Source organism: Stenotrophomonas sp. YJH_SMC_120 (genome assembly GCF_059368675.1).
Map to the genome: position 1 here is coordinate 1 of NZ_JCAFRY010000016.1, position 22,740 is coordinate 22,740.

The following is a 22,740-nucleotide window of genomic DNA, read 5'->3' on the forward strand; positions in this document are numbered from 1 at the left end:
CAGCGCAATTCCGTGCTGACCCAATGGCTGCACCACTACAACTGGCACCGCCCTCACATGGGGATCGGTGGCCAGCCACCTATTTCCAGAGTCCTGCTGAACAACGTGGTGGGTTTACACAACTAACAGTCGACTCTACCCCGCCGCTCCGCCGCTCCGCCGCTCCGCCGGTTGGTCCGGTGGCTATGCCGGCACCAGCTCGATGCAGTCCACCGGGCACGGCGGGATGCACAGCTCGCAGCCGGTGCACAGATCGGCGATCACCGTGTGCATGTACTTGGCGCCGCCGACGATGGCGTCCACCGGGCAGGCCTGGATGCACTTGGTGCAGCCGATGCAGTCGGCTTCCACGATCAACGCCACCTGCGGCGTCTTGTGCTCGCCGCGCGAACGATCAAAAGGAATCGCCGGTACGCGCAGAACCTGGGCCAGCGCGCGTGCACCGGCATCGCCACCGGGTGGGCAGCGGTCGATGCCTGCCTCGCCGCGCGCCATCGCCTGCGCGTACGGTCGGCAACCGTCGTAGCCGCATTGCCCGCATTGGGTCTGCGGCAGCAGGCGGTCGAGGCGTTCGGTCAGGGGCGGGATCAGGCTCATGCGTGGCGAAGGCTGCGCGTCGGGTTACTTCAGGGGTTTGCCGCGGAACCAGCGCTCGTGGGCCAGCGCCAGCATCGGCTTGTCTTCGGAACTGTCACCGTAGGCATGGATGCGCACGTAACGCGACAGATCGAACTGGCGACGGATGTGCTCGACCTTGCGCGGGCCACAGTCGCCACCGGCGTAACGGCCGGTCAGGCGTCCGTCCTGACATTCCAGCCGGTTGCAGATCAACTGCAGGCCCAGCTGCTCGCACCACGGCCGCAGGTACAGGTCCAGCGAGCCGGACACGATCACCACGGTGTGCTGCTGTTCCTTGTGCCAGCGGATCTGCTCCAGCATTTCCGGGCGCACCACATCGGGCAGGAACTCACGCGAGAAGCCGGCGGCCAGGGTGGCGATGTCGTCACTGTGGCGGTCGCTGAAGGTCAGGCGGGTGACGCGCGCGCGGATGCGTCCGGCCGAGATCAGCTTCAGCTTGTACGCGAGCAGCCACGGGCCGACCTTCCACCACGCCTGCGCCAGCTGTTCGGCGGTGGCCACGCGGCGCAGGAAACGGCCATAGGTATCGCAGGTGGTCACGGTGTGGTCGAAGTCGAACAGCGCCAGTTCCATTCCGTTGCCTCCCATCGCGTTGCCTCCGGTGGCCGGTGCTGCCGGCGGGCGCGGCCGAGGCCACGCCCGCTGCGGGCATCAGCGGACCGGCATGCCCGGCTGCGCGCCGCTGTCGGCGTCCAGCAACGCCAGCGCACCGCCGTCGAAACCGGCCGACAGGATCATGCCTTCGCTCAGGCCGAAGCGCATCTTGCGCGGGGCCAGGTTGGCGATGAACACCACGCTGCGGCCGACCAGCTTCTCCGGGTCGCCGTAGCTGGCGCGGATACCGGAGAAGATCTGGCGCTTGCCCAGTTCACCTGCATCCAGTTCGAAGCGCAGCAGCTTGTCCGAGCCTTCCACGAACTCACAGACCAGCACCTTGCCGATGCGCAGGTCGAGCTTGGCGAAATCGTCGATGCCGATGTAGGTCGGAGCATCGGCGCTCTTTGCGTCGTCCTTGGCCGGTGCCGGTGCAGCCGGCTTGGCCGCTTCGGTCCTGGCGGCGGGGGCGGCAGCGGCGGCCGCGGCCGGCTGCAGGGTGTCCTTGGAGGCGTCGATCATGGCGTCAATCTTCTTCGGGTCGATACGGGTGAACAGCGGGGTGTAGTCGGTGATGCGGTGGCCCAGCAGCGGCTGTGCCAGTTCGGTCCAGTCGTTCACCGGCGCGGCCAGGAAGGCTTCGGCCTGCGCGGCGGTGGCCGGCAGCACCGGCTTCAGGGCGGTGACCAGTACGCGGAACAGGTTCAGGCCCTGGCTGCACACGGCCTGCAGCTGCGCGTCGGCGCCTTCCTGCTTGGCGATGACCCACGGCTTGACGTCGTCGATGTAGCGGTTGGCTTCGTCGGCCAGGGCCATGGTCAGGCGGATCGCCGCGGCCGGGTCGTTGCGCTCGTAGGCTTCACGGATCGGCGCCAAGCCGTCGACGAAGCGCTGGTACTGCGCCGCATCGGGCAGCTGCGCGGCCAGCTGGCCGTCGAAACGCTTGCTGATGAAGCCGGCGCAGCGGCTGGCCAGGTTGACGAACTTGCCGACCAGGTCGGCGTTGACGCGGGCGATGAAGTCACCCAGGTTCAGGTCGAGATCGTCGACGCCACCGCCGGACTTGGCGGCGTAGTAGTAGCGCAGCGCTTCCGGCTCCAGGCCGGCATCGAGGAAGGTACGCGCCATCACGAAGGTGCCGCGCGACTTGCTCATCTTGGCACCGTCCACGGTCAGGTAGCCGTTGACGTGCAGGCGGGTCGGCGCGCGGTGGCCGGTACCGTGCAGCACCGCCGGCCAGAACAGGCCGTGGAAGTTGACGATGTCCTTGCCGATGAAGTGGTGCAGCTCGGTGCTGGTACCGGCGCGCAGGTGCGCTTCGAAGTCTTCGCCGATCCTGCCGCACAGGGTCTGGAAGCTGGACAGGTAGCCGATCGGTGCATCCAGCCAGACGTAGAAGTACTTGCCCGGTTGGCCGGGAATCTGGAAGCCGAAGTACGGCGCATCGCGCGAGATGTCCCACGCGCGCAGGCCACCTTCGGCATTGAGCCACTCACCCAGCTTGGCCTTCACCCCCGGCAGGGCGACGTCGCCGGCCAGCCATTCGCGCAGGAACGCGTCGAAGTGGCCCACCTCGAAGAAGAAGTGCTCCGAATCGCGCATTTCCGGCGTGGCACCGGAGATGACCGAACGCGGTTCCTTCAGGTCGGTCGGCGCATAGGTAGCGCCGCACACTTCGCAGTTGTCGCCGTACTGGTCGGGGCTGCCGCAGTTCGGGCAGATGCCCTTGACGTAGCGGTCGGGCAGGAACATGCCCTTGGCCGGGTCGTAGAACTGCGCCACCGAACGGCGGCTGATGTGGCCGGCCGCTTCCAGCTTCAGGTAGAACTGCTCGGTCAGCGCCTTGTTGGCCGCCGAATTGGTCGAGTCGTAGTGGTCGAAGGCCACGCCGAAGGCGGCGAAGTCACGTTCGTGGCTGGCCTGGATGTTGGCGATGAAGGTTTCCGGGGTGACCCCGGCCTTTTCCGCGGCCAGCATGATCGGCGTGCCATGGGTATCGTCGGCGCAGACAAACCAGGCCTTGCCGCCACTCATTCGCCGCGCACGCACCCAGATGTCGGCCTGGATGTAGCCGACCAGGTGGCCCAGGTGCAGCGGGCCGTTGGCGTAGGGCAGGGCGGTGGTGACGAGCGCGGTACGGGTCATGGTCGCGGGGTGAAGCCGAGGGGAACCGCAGAGTATCGCATGCCCGCAACGAGGTGACCCGGCCGAGGCCGGGTCACGGGGATGAAGCGGGGAGCGGGGCGCTTATTCGCGCTGCCAGGTCTGCGCGCGGCAGATGAAGGCGATGCAGCCGGACACGTCCAGCCGGGTGCCGCCGGGCTGCAGTTCCATCTTCGACTTGTAGGTCTTGCCATTGGCCGGATCGAGGATGGTGCCACCGGACCACTTGTTGGCGCCGTCGGCCTTCAGGTTCCAGAGGATGGTCATGCCCTTCACCGGCTTGTTCCTGTTGGCGCCTTCACAGCCGTCACAGACCGGGTTGGGGCCCTTGTCCGAGTGCAGGATGTCGACCACCTTGCCGGTCAGGGTGCCGTTGGCGGCCTGGGTGATCTCGACGATCGACTTCACCTTGCCGGTCTTGTCGTCGATGGTCTTCCAGCGGCCGGCGGCGCCATCGGCGGCCTGCGCCGAGAGCGCGGCCAGGCACAGCGGCAGTGCCAGCAGCAGGGTCTTGAAGGTCTTGCGCATGGTCCCCTCCCAGGGTTCATTCCGGCACGATGCCGGTACGGGTCGACTGTATACCCATTCGGCGGGGTATGGGGAAGGGGGGCTTTGCAGGGCTGCGCCCTGCACCCGCGGGGGCAACAGGAACTGCAACAGCAACAGCAACAGCAACAGCGGGCTATCCGTGGGATGGCGGGGTCGGTCCGGTTGCGGGGGGCGCTGCGAGTCCCCCTCCGGGGCCCGGCCCAGCCGCTGGCGGCTGTGCGTTCGGGCGCTTGCGAAGCAGTGCTTCGCAAGCAAAGCGCCCTCACCCATGTAAGCTCGGTCGCCGCTTGCTCGTGGGCGCAGTCCTGCGCACACGGCAAGACCGGGGTTGGGCGTCCTGCCCAACCCGCCCGAGGCATGCCTCGGGCCCATGCGGCTCACGCCCCCGCAACCGGACCCACCCCGCCTTCGACAGTTTCCGGAGATCTGTCGGTATCGGGTTGTGGGTAGGTGTCGACCTTGGTCGACACAGTAGATCCATGCCATGCATGGATGAATCACGATTGAAAAACGCTCAACCGACTTCGTACAGCTCCAGCGGCAGGTCGTCGGGGTCGGCGAAGAAGGTGAAGCGTCGGCCGGTGTATTCGTCCACGCGGATCGGTTCGCAGGCGACACCATGCGCGGCCAGGCGCTGGATGAAGGGTTCCAGTGCAGCGACCCGGAACGCGAGGTGGCGCAGACCCTGGGCCTCTGGGCGGCTGGGACGGGGCGGCGGCGAGGGGAAGGAGAACAGTTCCAGCTGGCCGCCGTCGGGCAGGGCCAGATCGAGCTTCCAGGAATCGCGTGCGGCGCGGTGGTTCTCGGCCAGCACGCGCAGGCCGAGGATGCGCACGTAGAAGTCCTTCGAGCGTGCGTAGTCGCTGCAGATCAGTGCGGCGTGGTGGATGCCCAGCAGGGCGTCGGAACCGGGGGTCATTGCAGGGTGTCCAGCCAGCGCTGGGCGATCTTCTGCGCCAGCGGATAGGGTTCGGGGTCGTTGCGGTTGGTCAGCACGATCACGGTCAGGTGCTTCTCCGGGTGGCGCACGATCACGTTGCGGAAGCCGATGCTCTCGCCGCTGTGCCATTGCACCGGACCATTCAGCCGCCAGCCGAAGCCGTAGTGCGGCACATCCGGTTCGGGCGTCGATGTCGCGGGGCTGAACATCGCCCGGCGCGAGGCCTTCGACAGCAGGCGGTCGTCGTACAGCGCCGCATCCCAGCGGGCGAGATCGTCCAGCGAGGAGTAGATCCCGCCGTCTCCCAGTACGGCGCTGGTAGTGCTCTGGTCGGTGCGCTGCCAGCGGCCATCGATCCGGCTGTAGCCATAGGCGCGTGCGGCGACCGTGTCCACGCCGTCCTGGTGGGCCACGGTATGCGTCATGCCCAGCGGGCGGAAGATGCGTTGTTGCAGGAAGGCGGCGAAATCCTGGCCGGATGCGCGGCCCACGATCAGTGCCAGCAGTGCATAGCCGCTGTTGCTGTAGCGGTATTGCGTGCCCGGCGCGAAGTTCAGCCGGTCCTGGCGCGACAGCAGGGCCAGCACATCGGCATCGTGTACCTGCAGCGTGTCTGCCGGGTCCATCAGGTCTTCGTAGTCGAGCAGGCCGCTGGTATGCGAGAGCAGGTGGCGGAGGGTGATGCCCGCTGCAGCCGGTGGCAGCTCGGGCAGCCACTGCCGGGCCGGCTGGTCCAGCCCGAGCCGGCCGTCTTCCACCAGCAGCAGCACCGCCGCAGCGGTGAACTGCTTGCTGACCGAGGCCAGCCGGAAATTGCTGGCGGCTGTGACCGGGGTGCCGTCTTCGACCACCGCAAGGCCGTAGCCACGGCGGAACACCGGCTGCCCGTCATGCAGCACCAGCACTGCGGCGCCGGGCACCTGGCCATCGTAGGCCTGCATCAGGCCGTCGATACCGGCATCCGGTGGGGTCAGCACCGGTGCGGCGGCGCCCGCCAGAGGCAGCAGGCCCAGCACGGCGGCGAACAGGGCGACGGCAGGGCGCATGGTGGCTCCGGAAGCGTCAGGGGGAAGGCGTGGGCGCAGCGCTGGCCGGCTGTGCCATCCAGCGCTCCATCTTGCGGTCCAGCACGTCCAGAGGCATCGAGCCGTCTTTCAGCAGTTCTGCATGGAAGCGGCGCAGATCGAAGGCTGCGCCCTGGCGTGCCTTGGCCTTGTCGCGCAGGGCAACGATGGTGGTCAGGCCGGCGACGTTCGACAGTGCCTGGCCGGGCTGGGCCATGATCCGCTCGACTTCGGCGTTGGCATCATCGCTGCTCATGTCCACCGTCTTCTGCAGGTAGGCCACGGCCTGCTGCTTGCTCCAGCCCTGTGCATTGACGCCGGTGTCGGCGACGACGCGCGCGGCGCGCAGCAGGCGTGAATACAGGTAGCCGATACGGTCGTAGGGATCGGTGTAGGCGCCGAGGTCTTCACCCAGCGTTTCGGCGTACAGGCCCCAGCCTTCGACGAACGCAAGATCGCCACCGAGGCGACGGAAGCGCGGCAGCTTGGCCAGCTCCTGCTGCAGGCCCAGTTGCACGTGATGGCCGGGAATCGCTTCATGCAGGTACTGCACCGGCACGCTCCAGCGCTTGCGGCTGGGCAGGTCGCGGGTGTTGATGTACAGCACGCCGGGCTGCCCGGGCTGCCCGGGCGGCGACGGCTGATAGGCGGCAGCGGCGGCGGTCAGCGCCCGTTCCGGCTCCACCGCGCGTACTTCCAGTGCGGACTGCGGCAGCGTATCGAGCACCTGCGGCAGGCGCGCGTTGACCTGCTGCTGCACCTGGCGGTAGCGGCTGATCAGTGCATTGGCATCGCTGTACTGGAACTGGCGATCGTTGCGCATGCTGCGCAGCAGCTTTGCCGGCGTGCCACGCAGCTTGGCGTCCTTCATCACCGTGGCGATCTGTGTCTGCAGTTCCTGCACGCGTTGCTCGCCCAGCGCGTGCAGCTGCGCGGCGGTCTGGTCGCTGGCGGTGGTCTGCACGATCAGGTTGGCGTACCAGGCCTGGCCGTCGGGCAGCGCGCCCATGCCGCTGCTGGCGCGCGTGGCCGGCAGGTACTCGGTGGCGATAAAGCCGCGCAGGGCGCGGTAGGCGGGCATGATGCGCAGTTCGATCATGCGCTTGTACTCGGCACTGATGCGCGCCTTGTCTTCGGCCGCAATCGTGTTCGGCATGGTGCGGATCGGCGACCAGAAGATGCTCTCTTCAGCGGTCGGCTTGATCACCGCATCCAGCTGCGGCAGCACCTTCTCCATCAGGTCGCGCGGCTGCACCACGCCGGCCTTCATGCCCTGGCGCATGTTGTCGATGGCCTGGTCGAACAGTTCGGGAATGCCGAGCGAGCGGCGCGACCAGATGTCATAGTCCTGCACGGTGTTGAACGGCTGCGCGCCCGCGCCGGAGCCGAGGATCGCCATGATGCTGCCGATGTTGTAGTACTGGCTGATCGGCATCATCCAGCTCGGGTAGCGCTCGGCAGCCAGCGAGGCGCGCGCGTCACGTACGAAGATCTCGTAACTGAGCAGGTCCTGGCCCTGCAGGCCATCGCTGCCGAGTTTTTCGACCTTGCCCAGCCACTGCGTGGTGAAGTCGTGCGACTGCTGGCGCCAGGCGGCGGACAGAATGTTTGGTAGCTGGTCGTTGTAGCGCGGTTCGCCCTGGAACGTGGCCTGCAGCGGGTTCAACCGCATCGAGGCATCCCAGTACTCGTCGTACAGCCGTTCCAGCTGCACCTGCTTGGGAACGGCACGGGCCGGTGCGACCGGACGCGGCGCAGCGCGGCGCGCCGAACTGCCACGGGCCGGTGCGGTGGCACGGGCGGGCCTGGCCTTGGGCTTGGCGGCCTGGCGGGTCTGGGCAGCGGCAGGGCGGCTGGCCTTCTTCTTCGCTGCTTCGGCCGACGGCACGGCACTGAACAGGAACAACGCGGCAATGGCAGCGGCCAGGACGCGGGGGGAATACGGCATCAAGAAGCTTCCGTGGAACACAGATCGTGGAGCTTGCACGATCCGCGCGCGTACGGCCAGCGTGAAGGCGCAGTCAGCTTGGCGGCGCTGGGGCTTCAGTCAGCCGCAGCGGCGGCGCGCAGTGCCGCCGCGCGATCGGCGCCCAGATAGCGGGTGATGGCACGCCGCATCAGGTACAGCAACGGAATCAGGGCGACCGCAAAGCCCATCTTGTACACGTAGTTGACGCTGGCGACCGCAAGGAACAGCGAGGTCGGCCAGTGTTGCGGGCCCAGCACGAAGGCGATCCAGATCACCACGAAGCTGTCCACCACCTGCGAGATCGCGGTCGATCCGGTCGCACGCAGCCACACGTGGCGTTCGCCGGTGGCCTGGCGGATGCGGTGGAACACCGCCACGTCGATCAGCTGGCCGAGCAGGAAGGCCACCAGCGAACCGGCGATGGTCCACATGCCCTGGCCGAACACGGCTGCGAACGCGGCCTGGTAGTCGGGCACACCGTGGCCATCCATCGACGTGACCCACCAGCTGGCCGGCGCCAGCGAAATGGCCGCGAAGGCGAACAGGAAACCGTAGCCGATCAGCACCACCGCCAGCCACGAGATGAAGCGCACGCCGCGCTTGCCGAAAAACTCGTTGATGGTGTCGGTCATGATGAACACCACCGGCCACAGCAGGGTACCGGCGGTGAAGCTGAGCGAGCCGGTCTGGCCGAACAGGTTCCAGTTCAGCGGGGCGATGCCCAGGGTGTCTTCCAGCGCGAAGATCTTCACCCCGATCAGCTCGGCCAGCACCGCATTGCCGCAGAAGAACGCGGCCAGCACGATGAACAGCAGGACCGCGCGGTCCTGCAGCGGGCGCTCGATCGGCGCCGGGGTCATTCGGTGCGTTCGCCGGTGCGTTCGCCAGCGCGGGTGAACGGCACGCTGGACGGTGCGACGGCGCCGCCGGAAATGATGAAGCTCATGGCCTGGTCGACGGTCCAGTCAGTCGGGGTCAGCAGTTCCACCGGCACGATTTCCAGGTAGCCCGAGGTCGGGTTCGGCGTGGTCGGTACATACACCGCGGCCAGCTCACGGTCGGTGCCGTGTTCCTTGATCACGCGGGTGACCAGTCCGACCGATTTCATGTCGCGGTGCGGGAAGTCGATCAGCACCACGCGCTGGGTGCTGCCCGGTTCGGTCTGCAGCATGTCCAGCAGCTTCTTTGCGCTGTCGTAGATGATGCTGGCCAGCGGAATGCGCTTGATGACCGCGCCCACCCAGCGCAGCAGGCGCTGGCCGAGCACGCGGCGGCTGGCCACGCCCACCGCCAGGATCACCAGCAGGGTGGCCAGCAGGGCGATGGTGTCCTGGATCCATTCGGCGCGGACCCAGCCGAGGTAGTGCGGAAAGCTTGTCGCGATCTGCTCGGACAGCGGTACCACCAGCGGGCTGGAAATGCCCGACAGCAACACGAACACGAACTTGACCACGACCCAGGTCAGCCAGATCGGCAGCAGGGTCAGCAGGCCGGTCAGGAACAGGCGCTGCAGGGAGGGGCGGGGGACCAGGGCGGGGGCTTCGAGCGACATGTGCGCATTGTAGCGGTCACTGCCGGTCGATTACGCTGGTGGATCGACTGCGGCAACGAGCCATGGAAGGGAAGCTGTGTTGAAGATTCTGCGCGGACTGGGCTGGACCCTGGCGGGCCTGCTGCTGTTGACCATCGTGGTGTGGTGCGCCTCACGCATGTGGCCGGTGCCGGAATCGCGGTTGCAGGCGCAGCAACTGCTGGAAGCGCGGCTGCCTGCGAGCGGGCGCAACGGTTATGCCCTGTTGTGGACGCTGCCGTTCGACGATCTGGATGCCCGCCAGCGCGAGCAGGCGTTGGCCGAGGACGTGCGCCGTTGGGAGGCCGACCTGCGGGGCAACAGCGGCGGCCAGACACACCTGGTGGCCAACCATGCCGAGCTGCGCTCGCGGCCCGGTGCCAGTTGCGGGCCGGCCGCCCGCGGCTGCCTCGCCCAGGTCCGCGCGGACCCGCAACGCTTCGTGGAGGCCCATGCCGGGCACCAGCAGTTGCACGCGCGGCTGGATCAGCTCGCCGAAGCAGACTACTTCGTATCGCCGTTCCAGCCGAAGGGCGAGGGCATCCTGGTGCCGATGCCGACCTACGGACTGGTGGTCGATGCCACCAGCGCACGCGCGCTGGCGTTCGTACAGGGTGACATCGACGGTGCCCTGCGCGGCAGCTGCCGGGGAGTGCTGCTGGGCCGGCGGCTGGTGCCCGGTGGCAGCTATCTGGTCGAAAGCATCATCGGCGCCAGCCTGGTACGGGCCAACGCGCAGCTGCTGGCCGACATGCTGGTCGAACTACCTGCCGATCACCCGCTGCCGGCCGAATGCGAACAGGCCATGCAGCCGATGCGGGCCGACGAGCAGAGCCTGTGCCGTGCGATGCAGGGCGAGTATGCGATGAACCAGGTGGCGATCGAGACCTCGGCGCGGGAATTCGGCGGCGCGCTGGTACTGGACCGCAGCAGCACCCTGGCCCGTGCGGCCGGCAATCTCGGTTGGGCCTGTGGCGCGACGGCGACCGCTGCGCTGGAGGCGGACCGTCCGTTGCCGGTGCCGGCGCCGCCGCAGCGTGACTTTGGTTGCCTGTCGAACGTCATGGGTTGCCTGTTGACCGACATTGCGGGTCCGGTCTATCCGGCCTATTCGTCGCGCACCCAGGACGCCGCGGCGATGCTGCGCCTGCTGGGTGCACAGCGCTGGCTGCGGCAGCAGCCGGGGGATCCGGTGGATGCCCTGCAGCGGTTGCCGGCACAGTTCGCCTCGCCGGTGCGGGCGCCGCAGGTGTCGGCGGATGGCCGCCATCTGCAGGTGCCGCGCCGCTCGCCGTCCCGCAGCAACGACGAAAGCCCGTGGCTGTCGGTGCCGTTGGAGGCGGAGCCAGCTTCGACTGCGTTGGCGCGCGATTGAGGCGCGCTCAGCGTGCGTGTGGCTTCAACCGCAGGTAGACCTGCTTGCGGACTTGGGCGACCACTTCGCCGCTTTCATCGATCACGTCGTTGCTGAACCAGCGCAGCACCTTCTCGCCACTGGCCGCTTCGGCGCGCAGTTCATCCAGCAGCGCGTCGTCGATGCGGAACGACGTCCGCACGATGCCACGGCCCGGCTTGAGGAAGTCGATGGTGCCGGCGCGGTCCCACACGTAGTAGTCGCGGCCGAGGGTGTGCAGCAGGCCGAGCATCCAGAATGGATCGGTCATCGCGAACAGGCTGCCGCCGAAGTGGGTGCCGACGTAGTTGCGGTTCCATGGCCGCAGGCGCAGCTCGACATCGATCTGCCGGTAGTCGGGGGTGATGCGGGTGACGTGGATGCCGGTGAACAGGAAGGGCGGCCAGAGGTTGATGCCGAAGCGGAACAGACAGGCGTTCATGCGGATCCGGGGGCGCTGGGCGAGGTGTCCAGTCTAACCATTCGCATGCGTATGTTGCACCCTGGTGGTGCCGGTCACGCGCCGCCGTCGATCACATACCCGTCGCGCCCGTTGGCTTTGGCCTGGTACAGCGCGGTGTCGGCCCCTTCGACGAAATGATGCGGATGCAGCCCGCCTTCCGGTACCCGGGTGAACACGCCGATGGTAAGCGTCACCCGGTCGTCGCTGCCGTCACCGTGTACCGGCAACGCACGTACGCAGTCGATCAGGTCCTGGATGACAAGCCGCGCGCCTTCGGCCGGGGTATCGGGCAGTACCAGTGCGAATTCATCGCCACCGTAACGCGCGGCCATGTCGCGCGGCCGCCGCGCATGCGCGCCGATCAACCGGGCGACGTCCCGCAGCACGCGGTCGCCGACCTGGTGGCCATGGCGGTCGTTGTGGCGCTTGAAGTGGTCGACGTCGATCAGCGCCAGGCTCAGTGGCTTGCCGTTGCGTCGTGCGGCGTCGCATTCCTGCTGCAACGCCTGTTCGAAACGCAGGCGATTGCCAAGGCCGGTCAGTGCGTCGCGGTTGGCCTGCCGGTGCCAGGCCGAAATCCGCCAGATCGCCCAGGCCAGCAGGACCAGCAGGACGCCCAGCAGGGCGGTGGCTGGCGCCCACCAGAGGTTGATGGTGCGCAACAGCAACCAGCTCAGCAGAGGGGCAAGCGGCAGCGAACTCAGCGCCGCCAGCCACGGCAGGCGCAGGCCGAGCAGGATCACGCACAGCGCCACCAGCACCGCGCTGATGGTGTGCTGCCAGAAGCGGGGCAGCACCTCGATCTGCTTGTGCTGCAGCAGCATCGAGGCGATGTTGGCCTGGTACTCGCTGCCGCTCATCCAGAACTCGCGGGTGGTCGGGGTCAGCAGGCGCGGTGCGATGCCGCTGGCGGTCATGCCGACGATGATGCGGCGGCCATGCAGCATCGCCATGTCCACGTGGCCATCGAGTACGTCTGCGTAGGAAACCTGCGGCAACTGCTCGGGAGGTCCGGCATAGCGCACCCGCACGTAGTCGTTGCGCCGCCATTGATAAGGCGAGCCCACCTCGGGATCAGGGTCGGGCAGTCCGCGCACCGCGCCCGCGGGCAGGCCGGTCAGGGCCAGCCCGAGCGCCGGCCAATGCGCCTTGCCGATGCCCGCATGCAGGTAGATGCCGCGGGCGACGCCGTCGCTGTCCACCTCAACGTCGGTGTGGCCGATGGCGGCGGCACTGGCCGCGATCTGCGGAACCGGCAGCATTTCCTCGGCCATGCGATCACCGGCTGCCGGTGCGGCCAGCACCGGCAGCACCACCCGGCCATTGCGACGGATGGCCGCGGCCAGCGCCTCGTCCTGGCGGCTGTCGCGGCGGTCCGGCTCGGACAGCATCAGATCCAGCGCGACCCGTTCGGCACCGGCATCGGTCAGGCGATCCAGCAACCGGGCGTGGACCGAGCGCGGCCACGGCCATTGGCCGATGCGTTGCAGGCTGCCTTCGTCGATGGCCACGATCAGCACGCTAGGGTCGGGTCGATAGTCCCAGTTGCCGACCATCGCGTCGTAGGTGGCCTCGTCCTGCCGCCACAGCCATTGGCCCTGGCTGGCGACGAGGGTCAGTATCCCGGCCAGCATGGCCAGCAGGATCCGCTTCGACCACGGCAGCGGCGAGCGCCTCACAACAGCAGCCACAGCAGCAGAGCACCGCCGCCGGTGCCATAGCAGAGGCGGCACGGCAGGGCGATCTGCTGGGCAGGCGAGAACTCGCCGGCATGGCCGTCATCGTCGATGTACTGCACGCGCACGTGCAGGGTGCCGCGCCACGGGCGCTTGAAGCTGACCTGCGGTTCGGCCACGGTTTCGTCGACCAGGGGTGCCTTGAAGTCGCCGCGGCGGTCGACCTGCACGCGATAGCGCTGGCCTTCGCTGCCGGCCTGCCAACGCAGGGTCAGTTCACCGTGCGCGGCCTCGGGCGGTTGCAGCGCAGGATCGACCGGCTCGTTGCTCAGCTGCAGTGGCAGGGCCTGGCCATAGCGCCCCTGGTGCCCATCGGCACTGCGGGAGGCGATCCGCCAGAAGTAGTGACCCGGCGGCAATGGCTGCGCCAGGCGCAGGTCGGTGCCGGTGCTGGTCTGTTCCTGCAGTGGCTGTACGAAGGTGGAATCAGCCGCGATCTGCAGCACGCTGCTGCGCGCACCGGGGGCTTGGCTCCAGCGGAAACGCGGGCGGTCGCTGTTGATTGTCTGTCCATGCAGCGGGGTCAGGGTCAGCGGCGGTGGGGGCTGGTCGCTGAGTTCGAAGTCGGCACTGGCGTCGATGCCTTCCACACCCTGCGCATCGACCGCGCGCAGCAGGATGCGCAGCTGGCCCGGCGGCAGATCGCCGATGGCCAGGCGGGTATCGGGGGTGGTGGCAGCGAACAGCAGGATCTCCGGCGTGGCTGCCTCTACCACTTCAACGCGGTAGTGCGCGGCGCCGGTGACCGGAGTCCATGCCAGCAGCGTCGGCAACGGGGCCAGGCGCAGTTCATCGTTGCGCAGCTGCGGTGCCGGCAGCAGTGCGGAGACTGCGTCCGGTGCGGCGTCTGCGCTGGCGCTGCGGGTGGCCTGTCCGGGCTGGACCATGCGCTGGCCATGGGTGTTGCCGACCTGCACCTTGCCCTGCAGGACCTCGGTGGCCGCGACATCACGACCGTCGCCGGCACTGACCCGGAAGACGGTGCCGCGCACGCTGCTGGTGGCGGTGGGCGCATCGATGATGTAACGCGATGCCGGGCCGCGCGCGGGCGTCACCCGATTGCTGGCGCGGCCCTGCTGCAGGCGCAGGCGGGTGTCGACCATGCCGGTGTGGCCGTAGCGGCTGAGCTGGTCCAGGCGCAGGCGCGAGTACTCACGCAGCTGCAGGCGCGACGCATCGGCAAATTCCAGCGTGACGCTGGATTCGCCCTCGGTCTGTACGGTGTCTCCGATATGCAGCTGCTCGCCGGCCTGGATGGCGCGGCTGGCGCTGCCGTCTCCACTGGACAGTTCGACCTTGCCGCGGACCGAGAGCACCCGCGCCGGTGCCGGTTCGATGCGCAGCCAGCTGATGGGGAAACGCAGCAGCTGGCCGGGCGGCAGCCGGTAGGGGTTGTCGATTCGGTTGTGCTGCTGGAGCTGTTGCCAGCGCACCGAGGGTTTCAGATACACGCCACCCAGATCCCACAGGGTGTCGCCGGGGCGGACCCGGTAGTTCCAGTCCTGCGCGGCGGCGATGGCCGGCAGCAGAAGCAGGGCACAGAGCAGGGCACAGAGCAGGGCACAGAGCAGGGCACAGAGCAGGGCGCCCTGGAAGCGCATGGCAAATAACAGCGAGCGGACGAAGGTCACAGTTTTGCAATCCCGGCAATGCGGGGGTGCAGCTGCAAGACCCCATGGCCCCGACCTCATCCCCCCGAACGGATCGTGGCGGCCCTACGGCCGCCATCGTGCGCATTATTGCCCGCGTCCAGTGCAGGGATTCTGAACGAACCCGGCTTCCGTTCAGAACAGCAGGGAGGCCATCCTGCGGCGGTACTGGCCGACCAGGTCCTCGTCGGAGATCACATTGAAGGCATCGATCAGCGCCTTGCGCGGCAGGCCTTCCTCGAAACTCCGGTCGATCCGCAGCATTTCCAGGAACTGCGCCAGCGCGGCTTCGTCATGGCCGCCGAGCAGCAGCTGCACGCCGCGCAGGTGGCGGGCCTTGAGGTCATTGCCGTTGGCGGCGATGCGCGCGTCCAGCACCTCGGCGGCCGGGGCGTCCTTCAGGGCAGCGGCAAAGGACAACCGGGCGCGGGCGCGCACGGCGCGGTCGTCGGTGGCCAGGTTGGCGGGCAGGCCGTCGATCAGCGTACCGGCTTCGTCCACGCCGCCGATCTGCAGCAGGGCCAGGGCCAGGTCGAGCTTCAGCTCGTCCTTGTCCGGCTCGGCGGCGATCTGCGCACGCAGTACGTCCACCTGTGCCTGCGGATCCAACGGCGCTTCGTCCTCGGCGGCAGTGTCGCCGACGTCGGCCGGCACGATGCCGTGCTGGGCGAGGAACTCACGCAGCTGGCCTTCCGGGATGGCGCCGGGGAAGCCGTCCACCAGCTGGCCGCCCTTGACCAGGAACACGGTCGGCACCGAGCGGATCTGGAAGGCGGCGGCGATCTGCTGTTCCTTGTCGACATCGACCTTGGCCAGCTCGAAGGCGCCGTTGTATTCGGCGGCCAGCTTTTCCAGCATCGGCCCCAGGGTCTTGCAGGGGCCGCACCACGTGGCCCAGAAGTCGACCAGCACCGGCGTCTGCAGCGACTTCTGCAGGACTTTGGCCTCGAAGGTCGCAGTGGTGGCGTCGAATACGTAGGTCGTCTCGGTCATGGGGGAGGCATCGATTGGCATCTGGAGACCGATTCTATGGTGACGATCGATGCCAGTCTCAACCCGGACTGCGGCAAATGCCCGACAATGCGTCGTTCCCGCCGCCGTTGCTCCTGGAGCCCGCATGACCTCCCCGTCTTCCCTGTTGCGTCTGTCCGGCCCCGCCGCCGCACTGCTGTTCGTGCTGGCGGTGCTGGGCTTCGGCGCCGGCCTGGACGGCTATGCACAGGCCATTCACCCGGTGGCCCTGCTGGGCGCACACGGCGTGCCGCACGCGTTGGCCTTCAATCTGCTGGGCTTCGTACTGCCGGGCCTGTTGGCGGTGGTCGTGGCCGAGTGCCTGCGCCGACAGCTGCCGGCCAGTGCTGGCTGGGCGCCGCGGGTGGGCAGCCAGATGCTGTTGCTGGGCGGACTGGCCTTCACCGCGATGGGCTTGATGCCGCTGGATGTGGACGATCTGCACGGGCCGGCCAGCCAGCTGCACGCCAGTGCCTGGATGATCTGGGTGCTGGGCTTCGTCGCCGGCACCCTGTTGCTGGGCATCTCGCAGCTGCGCCAGACGCACGGCCGCGCCCTGGGCGGGGTGGCGATCGCCTGTGGCGTGCTGGCGGCGCTGGCTGCCTTTGCGCTGCAGGGCGTGCTGCCGGCGCCGCTGGCACAACGGCTTGCATTCGCCTGCTGGGCGGTCTGGCTGGCGCTGGCCCTGCCGCTGTCGCGACCGCGCTGAGACCGGCTCCGGGCGCTGGCGGGGCCGGCGGTCGGCGGGCAGGATTGGAGACGTTTGCCGCACTGCGGTACGCTGTACCGCTTTGCCGCCGCATCCGCGTGTTCCATGACCAGCGCTGAAACCAACGCCTACGACCCGCAGCAGGTTGAATCCGCCGCCCAGAAGTACTGGGACGCCACCCGTGCCTTCGAAGTCGACGAGACTTCGGACAAGCCGAAGTACTACTGCCTGTCGATGCTTCCGTACCCGTCCGGTGCGCTGCACATGGGCCACGTGCGCAATTACACCATCGGCGACGTGATCAGCCGCTACAAGCGCATGACCGGCCACAACGTGCTGCAGCCGATGGGTTGGGACGCGTTCGGCCTGCCTGCGGAGAACGCGGCAATCAAGAACAAGACCGCACCGGCGGCCTGGACCTACAAGAACATCGAGCACATGCGTGGCCAGTTCAAGGCCATGGGCTATGCGGTGGACTGGTCGCGCGAATTCGCCACCTGCCGCCCGGACTACTACGTCCACGAGCAGCGCATGTTCACCCGCCTGATGCGCAAGGGCCTGGCCTACCGCCGCAATGCGGTGGTGAACTGGGATCCGGTCGACCAGACCGTGCTGGCCAACGAGCAGGTCATCGATGGCCGTGGTTGGCGTTCCGGCGCGCTGGTCGAGAAGCGCGAGATCCCGCAGTGGTTCCTGCGCATCACCGATTACGCCCAGGAACTGCTGGACGGCCTGGATGAACTGGACGGCTGGCCGGATTCGGTCAAGACCATGCAGCGCAACTGGATCGGCCGCTCCGAGGGCCTGGAAATCCAGTTCGACGTGCGTGATGTCGACGGCACTGCGCTGGATCCGCTGCGCGTGTTCACCACCCGTCCGGATACCGTGATGGGCGTGACCTTCGTGTCGATCGCCGCCGAACATCCGCTGGCCCTGCATGCGGCGAAGAACAACCCGGAACTGGCTGCGCTGCTGTCGGAAATGAAGCAGGGTGGCGTGTCCGAGGCCGAGCTGGAAACCCAGGAAAAGCGCGGCATGGACACCGGCTTGCGTGCCATCCATCCGGTCACCGGCGAAAAGGTGCCGGTGTGGGTCGCCAACTTCGTGCTGATGGGCTACGGCACCGGTGCGGTGATGGCTGTTCCGGGCCACGACCAGCGCGACAATGAAGTGGCAAACAAGTACGGCCTGCCGATCAAGCAGGTGATCGCGCTGAAGGATCCGCGCAACGACGACGAGCGCACCTGGGATGGTGCCCGCTGGCAGGACTGGTACAGCGACAAGAACCGTGCCTTCGAGCTGGTCAACTCGGCCGAATTCGATGGGCTGGATTTCCAGGGCGCCTTCGAAGCCCTGGCCGAACGCTTCGAGCGCAAGGCCCAGGGCCAGCGCCGCGTCAACTATCGCCTGCGCGACTGGGGCGTGAGCCGCCAGCGCTACTGGGGTTGCCCGATTCCGGTGATCTACTGCGACAAGTGCGGTGCGGTGCCGGTGCCGGAAGAGCAGCTGCCGGTGGTGCTGCCGGAGGACGTGGCGTTCTCGGGGACTGGTTCGCCGATCAAGACCGATCCGGAATGGCGCAAGACCACCTGCCCGGAATGCGGCGGCGCGGCCGAGCGCGAGACCGACACCTTCGACACCTTCATGGAGTCGAGCTGGTACTACGCCCGCTACACCTCGCCGGGTGCCCGTGATGCGGTCGACAAGCGCGGCAATTACTGGTTGCCGGTCGACCAGTACATCGGCGGCATCGAGCACGCGATCCTGCACCTGATGTATTTCCGCTTCTACCACAAGCTGCTGCGCGACGCGCGGATGGTGGACAGCAACGAACCGGCACGCAACCTGCTGTGCCAGGGCATGGTGATCGCCGAGACCTACTACCGCCCGAACCCGGACGGCTCGAAGGACTGGATCAATCCGGCCGATGTGGAAGTGCAGCGCGACGAGCGCGGCCGCATCACTGGCGCCACGCTGATCGCCGACGGCCAGCCGGTGGTGGTCGGTGGCACTGAAAAGATGTCCAAGTCGAAGAACAACGGCGTGGACCCGCAGGCGATGGTCGACAAGTACGGTGCCGACACCGTGCGCCTGTTCTCGATGTTCGCCGCCCCGCCGGAACAGTCGCTGGAGTGGAACGAAGCCGGCGTGGACGGCATGGCGCGCTTCCTGCGCCGCCTGTGGGCCCAGGTGCAGAAGCACGCCGCCGACGGTGCCGCCCCGGCGCTGGACGTGGCCGCGCTGGACGCCAACCAGAAGGCACTGCGTCGCAAGACCCACGAGACCATCGGCAAGGTCGGTGACGACTATGGCCGTCGCCACAGCTTCAACACCGCCATCGCGGCGGTGATGGAACTGATGAACGCGCTGGCCAAGTTCGAGGACGGCAGCGAGCAGGGCCGTGCGGTGCGCCAGGAAGCGCTGCAGGCCATCGTGCTGCTGCTGAACCCGATCACCCCGCATGCCAGCCACGCCCTGTGGCAGGTGCTGGGCCATGGCGAGACGCTGCTGGAAGACCAGCCGTTCCCGCAGGCCGACACCGGTGCGCTGGTGCGCGACGCGCTGACCCTGGCCGTGCAGGTCAACGGCAAGCTGCGTGGCACCATCGAGGTGGCCGCCGACGCTGCACGCGAGCAGGTCGAAGCACTGGCTCTGGCCGAGCCGAATGCGGCCAAGTTCATGGAAGGCCTGACCGTGCGCAAGATCATCATCGTGCCGGGCAAGATCGTGAACATCGTCGCTGCCTGATGCATCCTAGGCCGGTCACCCACGCGGTGGCCGGTACCTTCCCGGTGCGGGGCCATGCACTTGATGGCCCTGCATTCACGCGGCTTCGGGCAGGCTGTGTGTTGCCGTGATCGCCCGGCTCCGCCAGACTGTCTCCATGACCCGAATCCTGCTTGCCCTCGTTCTTGTCCTCGGCCTTGCCGGCTGCGGTTTCCATCTGCGCAGCAAGCTGATGCTGCCGACCGACACGGCGCCGGTGAAGGTGGTCTCCACCGCGCCTTACAGCGAACTGGTCAAGCTGCTCAATCGCAGCCTGCTGGCATCCGGTGCCAAGCTGGCCGACGAGGACAGCAAGGGGCCCAGTACCCAGCTCCAGGTGCTGTCCGAACGCTGGGGCGACCTGCCGATCGCCATCGACTCGCAGGGCCGTGCGCAGGAGTACAGCCTGCGCTATGCGGTGATCTTCATCTTCCGTCGCGAGGATGGCAGCGAGCTGGTGCCGCAGCAGGTGATCGAACTTTCGCGCGACTACGTTTCGCCGCCGACCGACGCCACCGGTACCACCACCGAACGCGAAATCCTGGCCGATGAGCTGCGACGGGAAATGTCCGCGTCGATCATCCGCCGCATCGACAGCGTGGTGCGCGCCGAGATCGAGAAGGGCGGCAGCCTGACGGCGCCGAAGGCCAAGCCGATCGAAGGGGCGGAGCCGGCCGAGCCGGTTCCCGCAGCCAAGCACTGAGTCGCGACGATGGAACTGCGTCCGGAGCAGCTGGCCAGCCAAGGCGCTGACACCCCGCTGGCGCCGGTCTACCTGATTGCCGGCCCGGAAACCCTGCGCGTGCTTGAGGCGGCCGACGCCATCCGTGCACGCGCACGCGCCGCCGGCATTGCCGAGCGGGAAGTGTTCGACGCCGATGGGCGTGATTTCGACTGGAACCAGCTCGACGCCAGCTTCAACGCGCCCAGCCTGTTCAGTGCCCGCCGCCTGGTCGAGGTGCGCCTGCCCAGCGGCAAGCCGGGCAAGGACGGGGCCGAGGTGATCAGCCAGTTCTGCGCCAACCCGGCGCCGGACGTGGTGCTGATGATTACCGCCAACGAATGGAGCAAGGCCCACCAGGGCAAGTGGGCCGAGGCAGTCAATCGCATCGGCGTGCTGTCGGTGGCGTGGGCGATCAAGCCGCACGAACTGCCGGACTGGATCGAGCGCCGCCTGCGTGGCAAGGGCCTGCGTGCCGATCCGGCCGCCGTGCAGCGCCTGGCCGAGCGGGTCGAGGGCAACCTGCTGGCCGCTGCGCAGGAAATCGACAAGCTGGCGTTGCTGGCCGACGGCCAGGCGCTGGACGTGGAACGGATGGAATCGCTGGTGGCCGACGCCGCCCGCTATGACGTTTTCCGGCTGCTGGAAGCCACGTTCTCCGGCCAGCCGCCGGCGGTGCTGCGCATGCTGGCGGGCCTGCGTGGCGAAGGCGAGGCGGTGGCCGCACTGATGCCAATGGTGATCCGCGAGCTGTTGGCTGGTGCCGGCCTGGCCCGGGTACAGGCGCGTGGCGGCAATCTGGCCGCCGAAATGAAATCGCGCGGCATCTGGGAATCGCGGCAAGCGCCCTACAAGCGTGCGCTGCAGCGGCACCCCGAGGGCAAGCGCTGGGAGCGTTTCGTGGCCGAGGCCGGACTGGTCGACCGCATCGCCAAGGGGCGCGCCGACGGTGATGCCTGGCTGGCGCTGGAGCGCCTGCTGGTGGCCGTGGCCGAACCGCGTGCCGTGCGCCTGCTGGCGCGGGCCTGAGTGATGAGCCTGCGGATCTATTACGGGGGCACCTTCGATCCGGTGCACCTCGGGCACCTCGCCATCGCGCGTGCTGCCCGTGACGAACTGCAGGTCGCTGTACGCATGCTGCCGGCGGCTGATCCGCCGCATCGCGCGGTGCCGGGCGCAACCGCTGACCAGCGCTTCACCATGCTCTCGCTGGCCATCGGCGATGAGCCTGGCCTGCTGCTGGACCATCGTGAACTGGACCGCGCCATACGCTTTCCCGGCCGCCCGTCCTACACCGTCGACACCTTGCGCGAACTGCGCGGCGAGCTGGGCCCCAGCCGGCCATTGGCCTGGCTGGTCGGGGCCGACAGCCTGCTGGGCCTGACCCGCTGGCATGAATGGGAGGCACTGTTCGGGCTGGCCCATTTCGTGGTGGCCGAGCGCCCGGGCAGCCCCCTTCAGGCCTCGGTGGATGGCGAACTTGGCCGCGCCCTGGAAGGCCGCTGGGCCGACAACGAGCAGGCCCTGTTCGCCAGTCCGGCCGGGCGCATCCTGCGCCTGCATCATCCGCTGCGCGAGGAATCGGCCAGTGCCGTGCGTGCGCAGATCGCCGCCGGCGGCCCCTGGCGGGCGTTGCTGCCGCCGGCCGTGGCCGACTATGTGGCCACCCATGGCCTGTACCGCTCCCCTACGCCGTGAATGCCGCCGCCCCGGCTTGCCCGTATAATCGCCCCCACGTTTATCGAGTCGATCCACTTTGAGCAACCAGACCCAGCCCCAGACCATCAAGGTCGATCTGCCCAGCCCGCCGCCGTCCGTGCCGGAACTGCTGGCCAGCGTCCGCCAAGCCACCGAAGACCTGAAGGCCAAGGACCTGGTCGAGATCGATGTGCGCGGCCGGTCCAGCGTTGCCGACTACATGATCGTCGTTTCGGGCACCTCGACCCGCCACGTCAAGTCGATCGCCGATGAAGTCGTGCGCTTTGCCAAGAATCTCGACGTGATGCCGCTGGGTGTTGAAGGCGAGCGCGAAGCCGAGTGGGTACTGGTCGACCTGGGCGACGTGATCGTGCATGTGATGCTGCCGCGCGTGCGTGAGTTCTATGCCCTGGAGCGCCTGTGGACCGTTGGCGACCAGCCGCCGTCCAGCGACGACGAAGTGGCCTGAGCCGCACGTTGATGCATCCCTTCGACGGCGCCGATGGCGCCGTCGACGTTTTGGAGGACCGTTGATGAAAGCCCGCCTGATTGCTACCGGCGAACGCGCACCCGGCTGGGTGGCGCAGGGCTTCGCCGAGTACCAGAAGCGGCTGTCGCACTGGCTGCCGTTCGATCTGGTGGAAATCGAGCCCGGCCTGCGCGGCAAGGGCCGCGATGCGCGCCGCGCCACCGAAGACGAAGGCAGGCGCGTGATCGCCGCACTGCCGAAGAATGCCTATGTGGTGGCGCTGGATGTGCCGGGCCGCCAGCTCAGTTCCGAACAGCTGGCGCAGCGGCTGGAGCATTGGCGTGGGCAGGGCAGGGACCTTGCCTTCCTGATCGGTGGCCCGGAAGGGCATTCGCCGGAAGTTTCCGCGCTGGCCGACGAAAAGTGGTCGATTGGACCATTGACGCTGCCACACATGCTGGTGCGCCTGGTGGTGGCCGAGCAGTTGTACCGGGCCGCCGCAATGATTGCGAATCACCCCTACCATCGCGCGTGAAGAGTGGTTATACTAGTCGTCTGCCCGAATAGCTCAGCCGGTTAGAGCACTTGACTGTTAATCAGGGGGTCGTTGGTTCGAGTCCAACTTCGGGCGCCACTT

At 67.8% G+C, this 22,740-nt stretch carries 22 protein-coding genes and 1 tRNA gene; 10 read left to right on the forward strand and 13 right to left on the reverse strand.

Features of this window, described 5'->3' with window-relative positions; translation table 11 throughout:
* A partial coding sequence (locus AC5P60_RS16385) for an integrase core domain-containing protein (protein ID WP_146257439.1) occupies window positions 1-126 on the forward strand: 126 nt, incomplete at its 5' end.
* A gap of 57 nt (window positions 127-183) precedes the next feature.
* Here AC5P60_RS16385 and rnfB read toward each other — a convergent pair.
* The 9 genes from rnfB to AC5P60_RS16430 form a co-directional block, all read right to left on the reverse strand.
* Window positions 184-597, reverse strand: a complete 414-nt coding sequence (gene rnfB, locus AC5P60_RS16390; RefSeq protein WP_495201779.1) for an Rnf electron transport complex subunit RnfB — start codon at window positions 595-597, stop codon at window positions 184-186.
* Between the two features lie 24 nt (window positions 598-621).
* A complete protein-coding gene (locus tag AC5P60_RS16395) occupies window positions 622-1,212 on the reverse strand; it encodes an HAD family hydrolase (RefSeq protein ID WP_049451011.1) in 591 nt (196 codons plus the stop codon).
* A gap of 78 nt (window positions 1,213-1,290) precedes the next feature.
* The gene (gene metG / locus AC5P60_RS16400; protein WP_483693279.1) at window positions 1,291-3,378 is read right to left on the reverse strand and encodes a methionine--tRNA ligase; all 2,088 of its coding nucleotides are present in this window, start codon (window positions 3,376-3,378) and stop codon (window positions 1,291-1,293) included.
* Between the two features lie 102 nt (window positions 3,379-3,480).
* On the reverse strand, window positions 3,481-3,924 hold the full coding sequence (locus AC5P60_RS16405) for a DUF2147 domain-containing protein (protein ID WP_005410552.1): 444 nt from the start codon (window positions 3,922-3,924) through the stop codon (window positions 3,481-3,483).
* 535 nt (window positions 3,925-4,459) lie between these two features.
* A complete protein-coding gene (gloA2, locus tag AC5P60_RS16410; protein ID WP_005414138.1) occupies window positions 4,460-4,864 on the reverse strand; it encodes an SMU1112c/YaeR family gloxylase I-like metalloprotein in 405 nt (134 codons plus the stop codon).
* Window positions 4,861-5,931 (reverse strand): serine hydrolase domain-containing protein, encoded by a 1,071-nt coding sequence (locus AC5P60_RS16415; RefSeq protein WP_033835333.1) that lies wholly within the window; start codon window positions 5,929-5,931, stop codon window positions 4,861-4,863. The genes gloA2 and AC5P60_RS16415 overlap by 4 nt, the downstream gene beginning before the upstream one ends.
* A gap of 16 nt (window positions 5,932-5,947) precedes the next feature.
* The gene (locus AC5P60_RS16420) at window positions 5,948-7,897 is read right to left on the reverse strand and encodes a DUF885 domain-containing protein (protein ID WP_495201780.1); all 1,950 of its coding nucleotides are present in this window, start codon (window positions 7,895-7,897) and stop codon (window positions 5,948-5,950) included.
* 95 nt (window positions 7,898-7,992) lie between these two features.
* Window positions 7,993-8,778 carry a queuosine precursor transporter gene (locus AC5P60_RS16425; protein ID WP_012480937.1) on the reverse strand — a complete coding sequence of 262 codons (786 nt, stop codon included), beginning with the start codon at window positions 8,776-8,778 and terminating at the stop codon, window positions 7,993-7,995.
* Window positions 8,775-9,470: a DUF502 domain-containing protein gene (locus AC5P60_RS16430; protein ID WP_005414135.1), complete on the reverse strand. Its 696-nt coding sequence runs from the start codon at window positions 9,468-9,470 to the stop codon at window positions 8,775-8,777. Before AC5P60_RS16430 ends, AC5P60_RS16425 begins: the two co-directional genes overlap by 4 nt.
* A gap of 76 nt (window positions 9,471-9,546) precedes the next feature.
* Between AC5P60_RS16430 and AC5P60_RS16435 the strand changes: the two genes are divergently transcribed.
* Window positions 9,547-10,863 carry a hypothetical protein gene (locus AC5P60_RS16435; RefSeq protein WP_483693281.1) on the forward strand — a complete coding sequence of 439 codons (1,317 nt, stop codon included), beginning with the start codon at window positions 9,547-9,549 and terminating at the stop codon, window positions 10,861-10,863.
* Between the two features lie 7 nt (window positions 10,864-10,870).
* On the opposite strand, the gene AC5P60_RS16440 is transcribed toward AC5P60_RS16435, so the two are convergent.
* From AC5P60_RS16440 to trxA, 4 genes are all read right to left on the reverse strand, one after another.
* Entirely contained in the window at window positions 10,871-11,323 is a 453-nt protein-coding gene (locus AC5P60_RS16440) for a DUF4442 domain-containing protein (protein WP_049453107.1), read from the reverse strand.
* Window positions 11,324-11,397: 74 nt separating this feature from the next.
* Window positions 11,398-13,023: a CHASE2 domain-containing protein gene (locus tag AC5P60_RS16445; protein WP_033835328.1), complete on the reverse strand. Its 1,626-nt coding sequence runs from the start codon at window positions 13,021-13,023 to the stop codon at window positions 11,398-11,400.
* Entirely contained in the window at window positions 13,020-14,711 is a 1,692-nt protein-coding gene (locus tag AC5P60_RS16450; protein WP_495201781.1) for a FecR family protein, read from the reverse strand. Before AC5P60_RS16450 ends, AC5P60_RS16445 begins: the two co-directional genes overlap by 4 nt.
* Window positions 14,712-14,864: 153 nt before the next feature.
* Window positions 14,865-15,722, reverse strand: coding sequence for a thioredoxin (trxA, locus tag AC5P60_RS16455; RefSeq protein WP_483693283.1), 858 nt, complete (start codon window positions 15,720-15,722; stop codon window positions 14,865-14,867).
* A gap of 124 nt (window positions 15,723-15,846) precedes the next feature.
* Here trxA and AC5P60_RS16460 point away from each other — a divergent pair, with 124 nt between their 5' ends.
* From AC5P60_RS16460 to AC5P60_RS16495, 8 genes are all read left to right on the forward strand, one after another.
* Window positions 15,847-16,449, forward strand: a complete 603-nt coding sequence (locus AC5P60_RS16460) for a DUF998 domain-containing protein (RefSeq protein WP_049453111.1) — start codon at window positions 15,847-15,849, stop codon at window positions 16,447-16,449.
* A 105-nt stretch (window positions 16,450-16,554) separates the two neighbouring features.
* Complete coding sequence (gene leuS, locus AC5P60_RS16465) at window positions 16,555-19,197, forward strand: leucine--tRNA ligase (protein ID WP_049453120.1); 2,643 nt, start codon at window positions 16,555-16,557, stop codon at window positions 19,195-19,197.
* 136 nt (window positions 19,198-19,333) lie between these two features.
* A complete protein-coding gene (locus tag AC5P60_RS16470) occupies window positions 19,334-19,918 on the forward strand; it encodes an LPS-assembly lipoprotein LptE (protein ID WP_088470409.1) in 585 nt (194 codons plus the stop codon).
* A 9-nt stretch (window positions 19,919-19,927) separates the two neighbouring features.
* Window positions 19,928-20,965, forward strand: coding sequence for a DNA polymerase III subunit delta (holA, locus tag AC5P60_RS16475; RefSeq protein WP_049453115.1), 1,038 nt, complete (start codon window positions 19,928-19,930; stop codon window positions 20,963-20,965).
* The gene (gene nadD / locus AC5P60_RS16480) at window positions 20,966-21,634 is read left to right on the forward strand and encodes a nicotinate-nucleotide adenylyltransferase (RefSeq protein WP_171968551.1); all 669 of its coding nucleotides are present in this window, start codon (window positions 20,966-20,968) and stop codon (window positions 21,632-21,634) included.
* A 58-nt stretch (window positions 21,635-21,692) separates the two neighbouring features.
* Window positions 21,693-22,103 (forward strand): ribosome silencing factor, encoded by a 411-nt coding sequence (gene rsfS, locus AC5P60_RS16485; protein ID WP_005410536.1) that lies wholly within the window; start codon window positions 21,693-21,695, stop codon window positions 22,101-22,103.
* Between the two features lie 64 nt (window positions 22,104-22,167).
* Window positions 22,168-22,638 (forward strand): 23S rRNA (pseudouridine(1915)-N(3))-methyltransferase RlmH, encoded by a 471-nt coding sequence (rlmH, locus tag AC5P60_RS16490; protein WP_049453118.1) that lies wholly within the window; start codon window positions 22,168-22,170, stop codon window positions 22,636-22,638.
* Window positions 22,639-22,660: 22 nt separating this feature from the next.
* Window positions 22,661-22,737, forward strand: a tRNA-Asn gene (locus AC5P60_RS16495).
* Window positions 22,738-22,740: the final 3 nt, after the last annotated feature.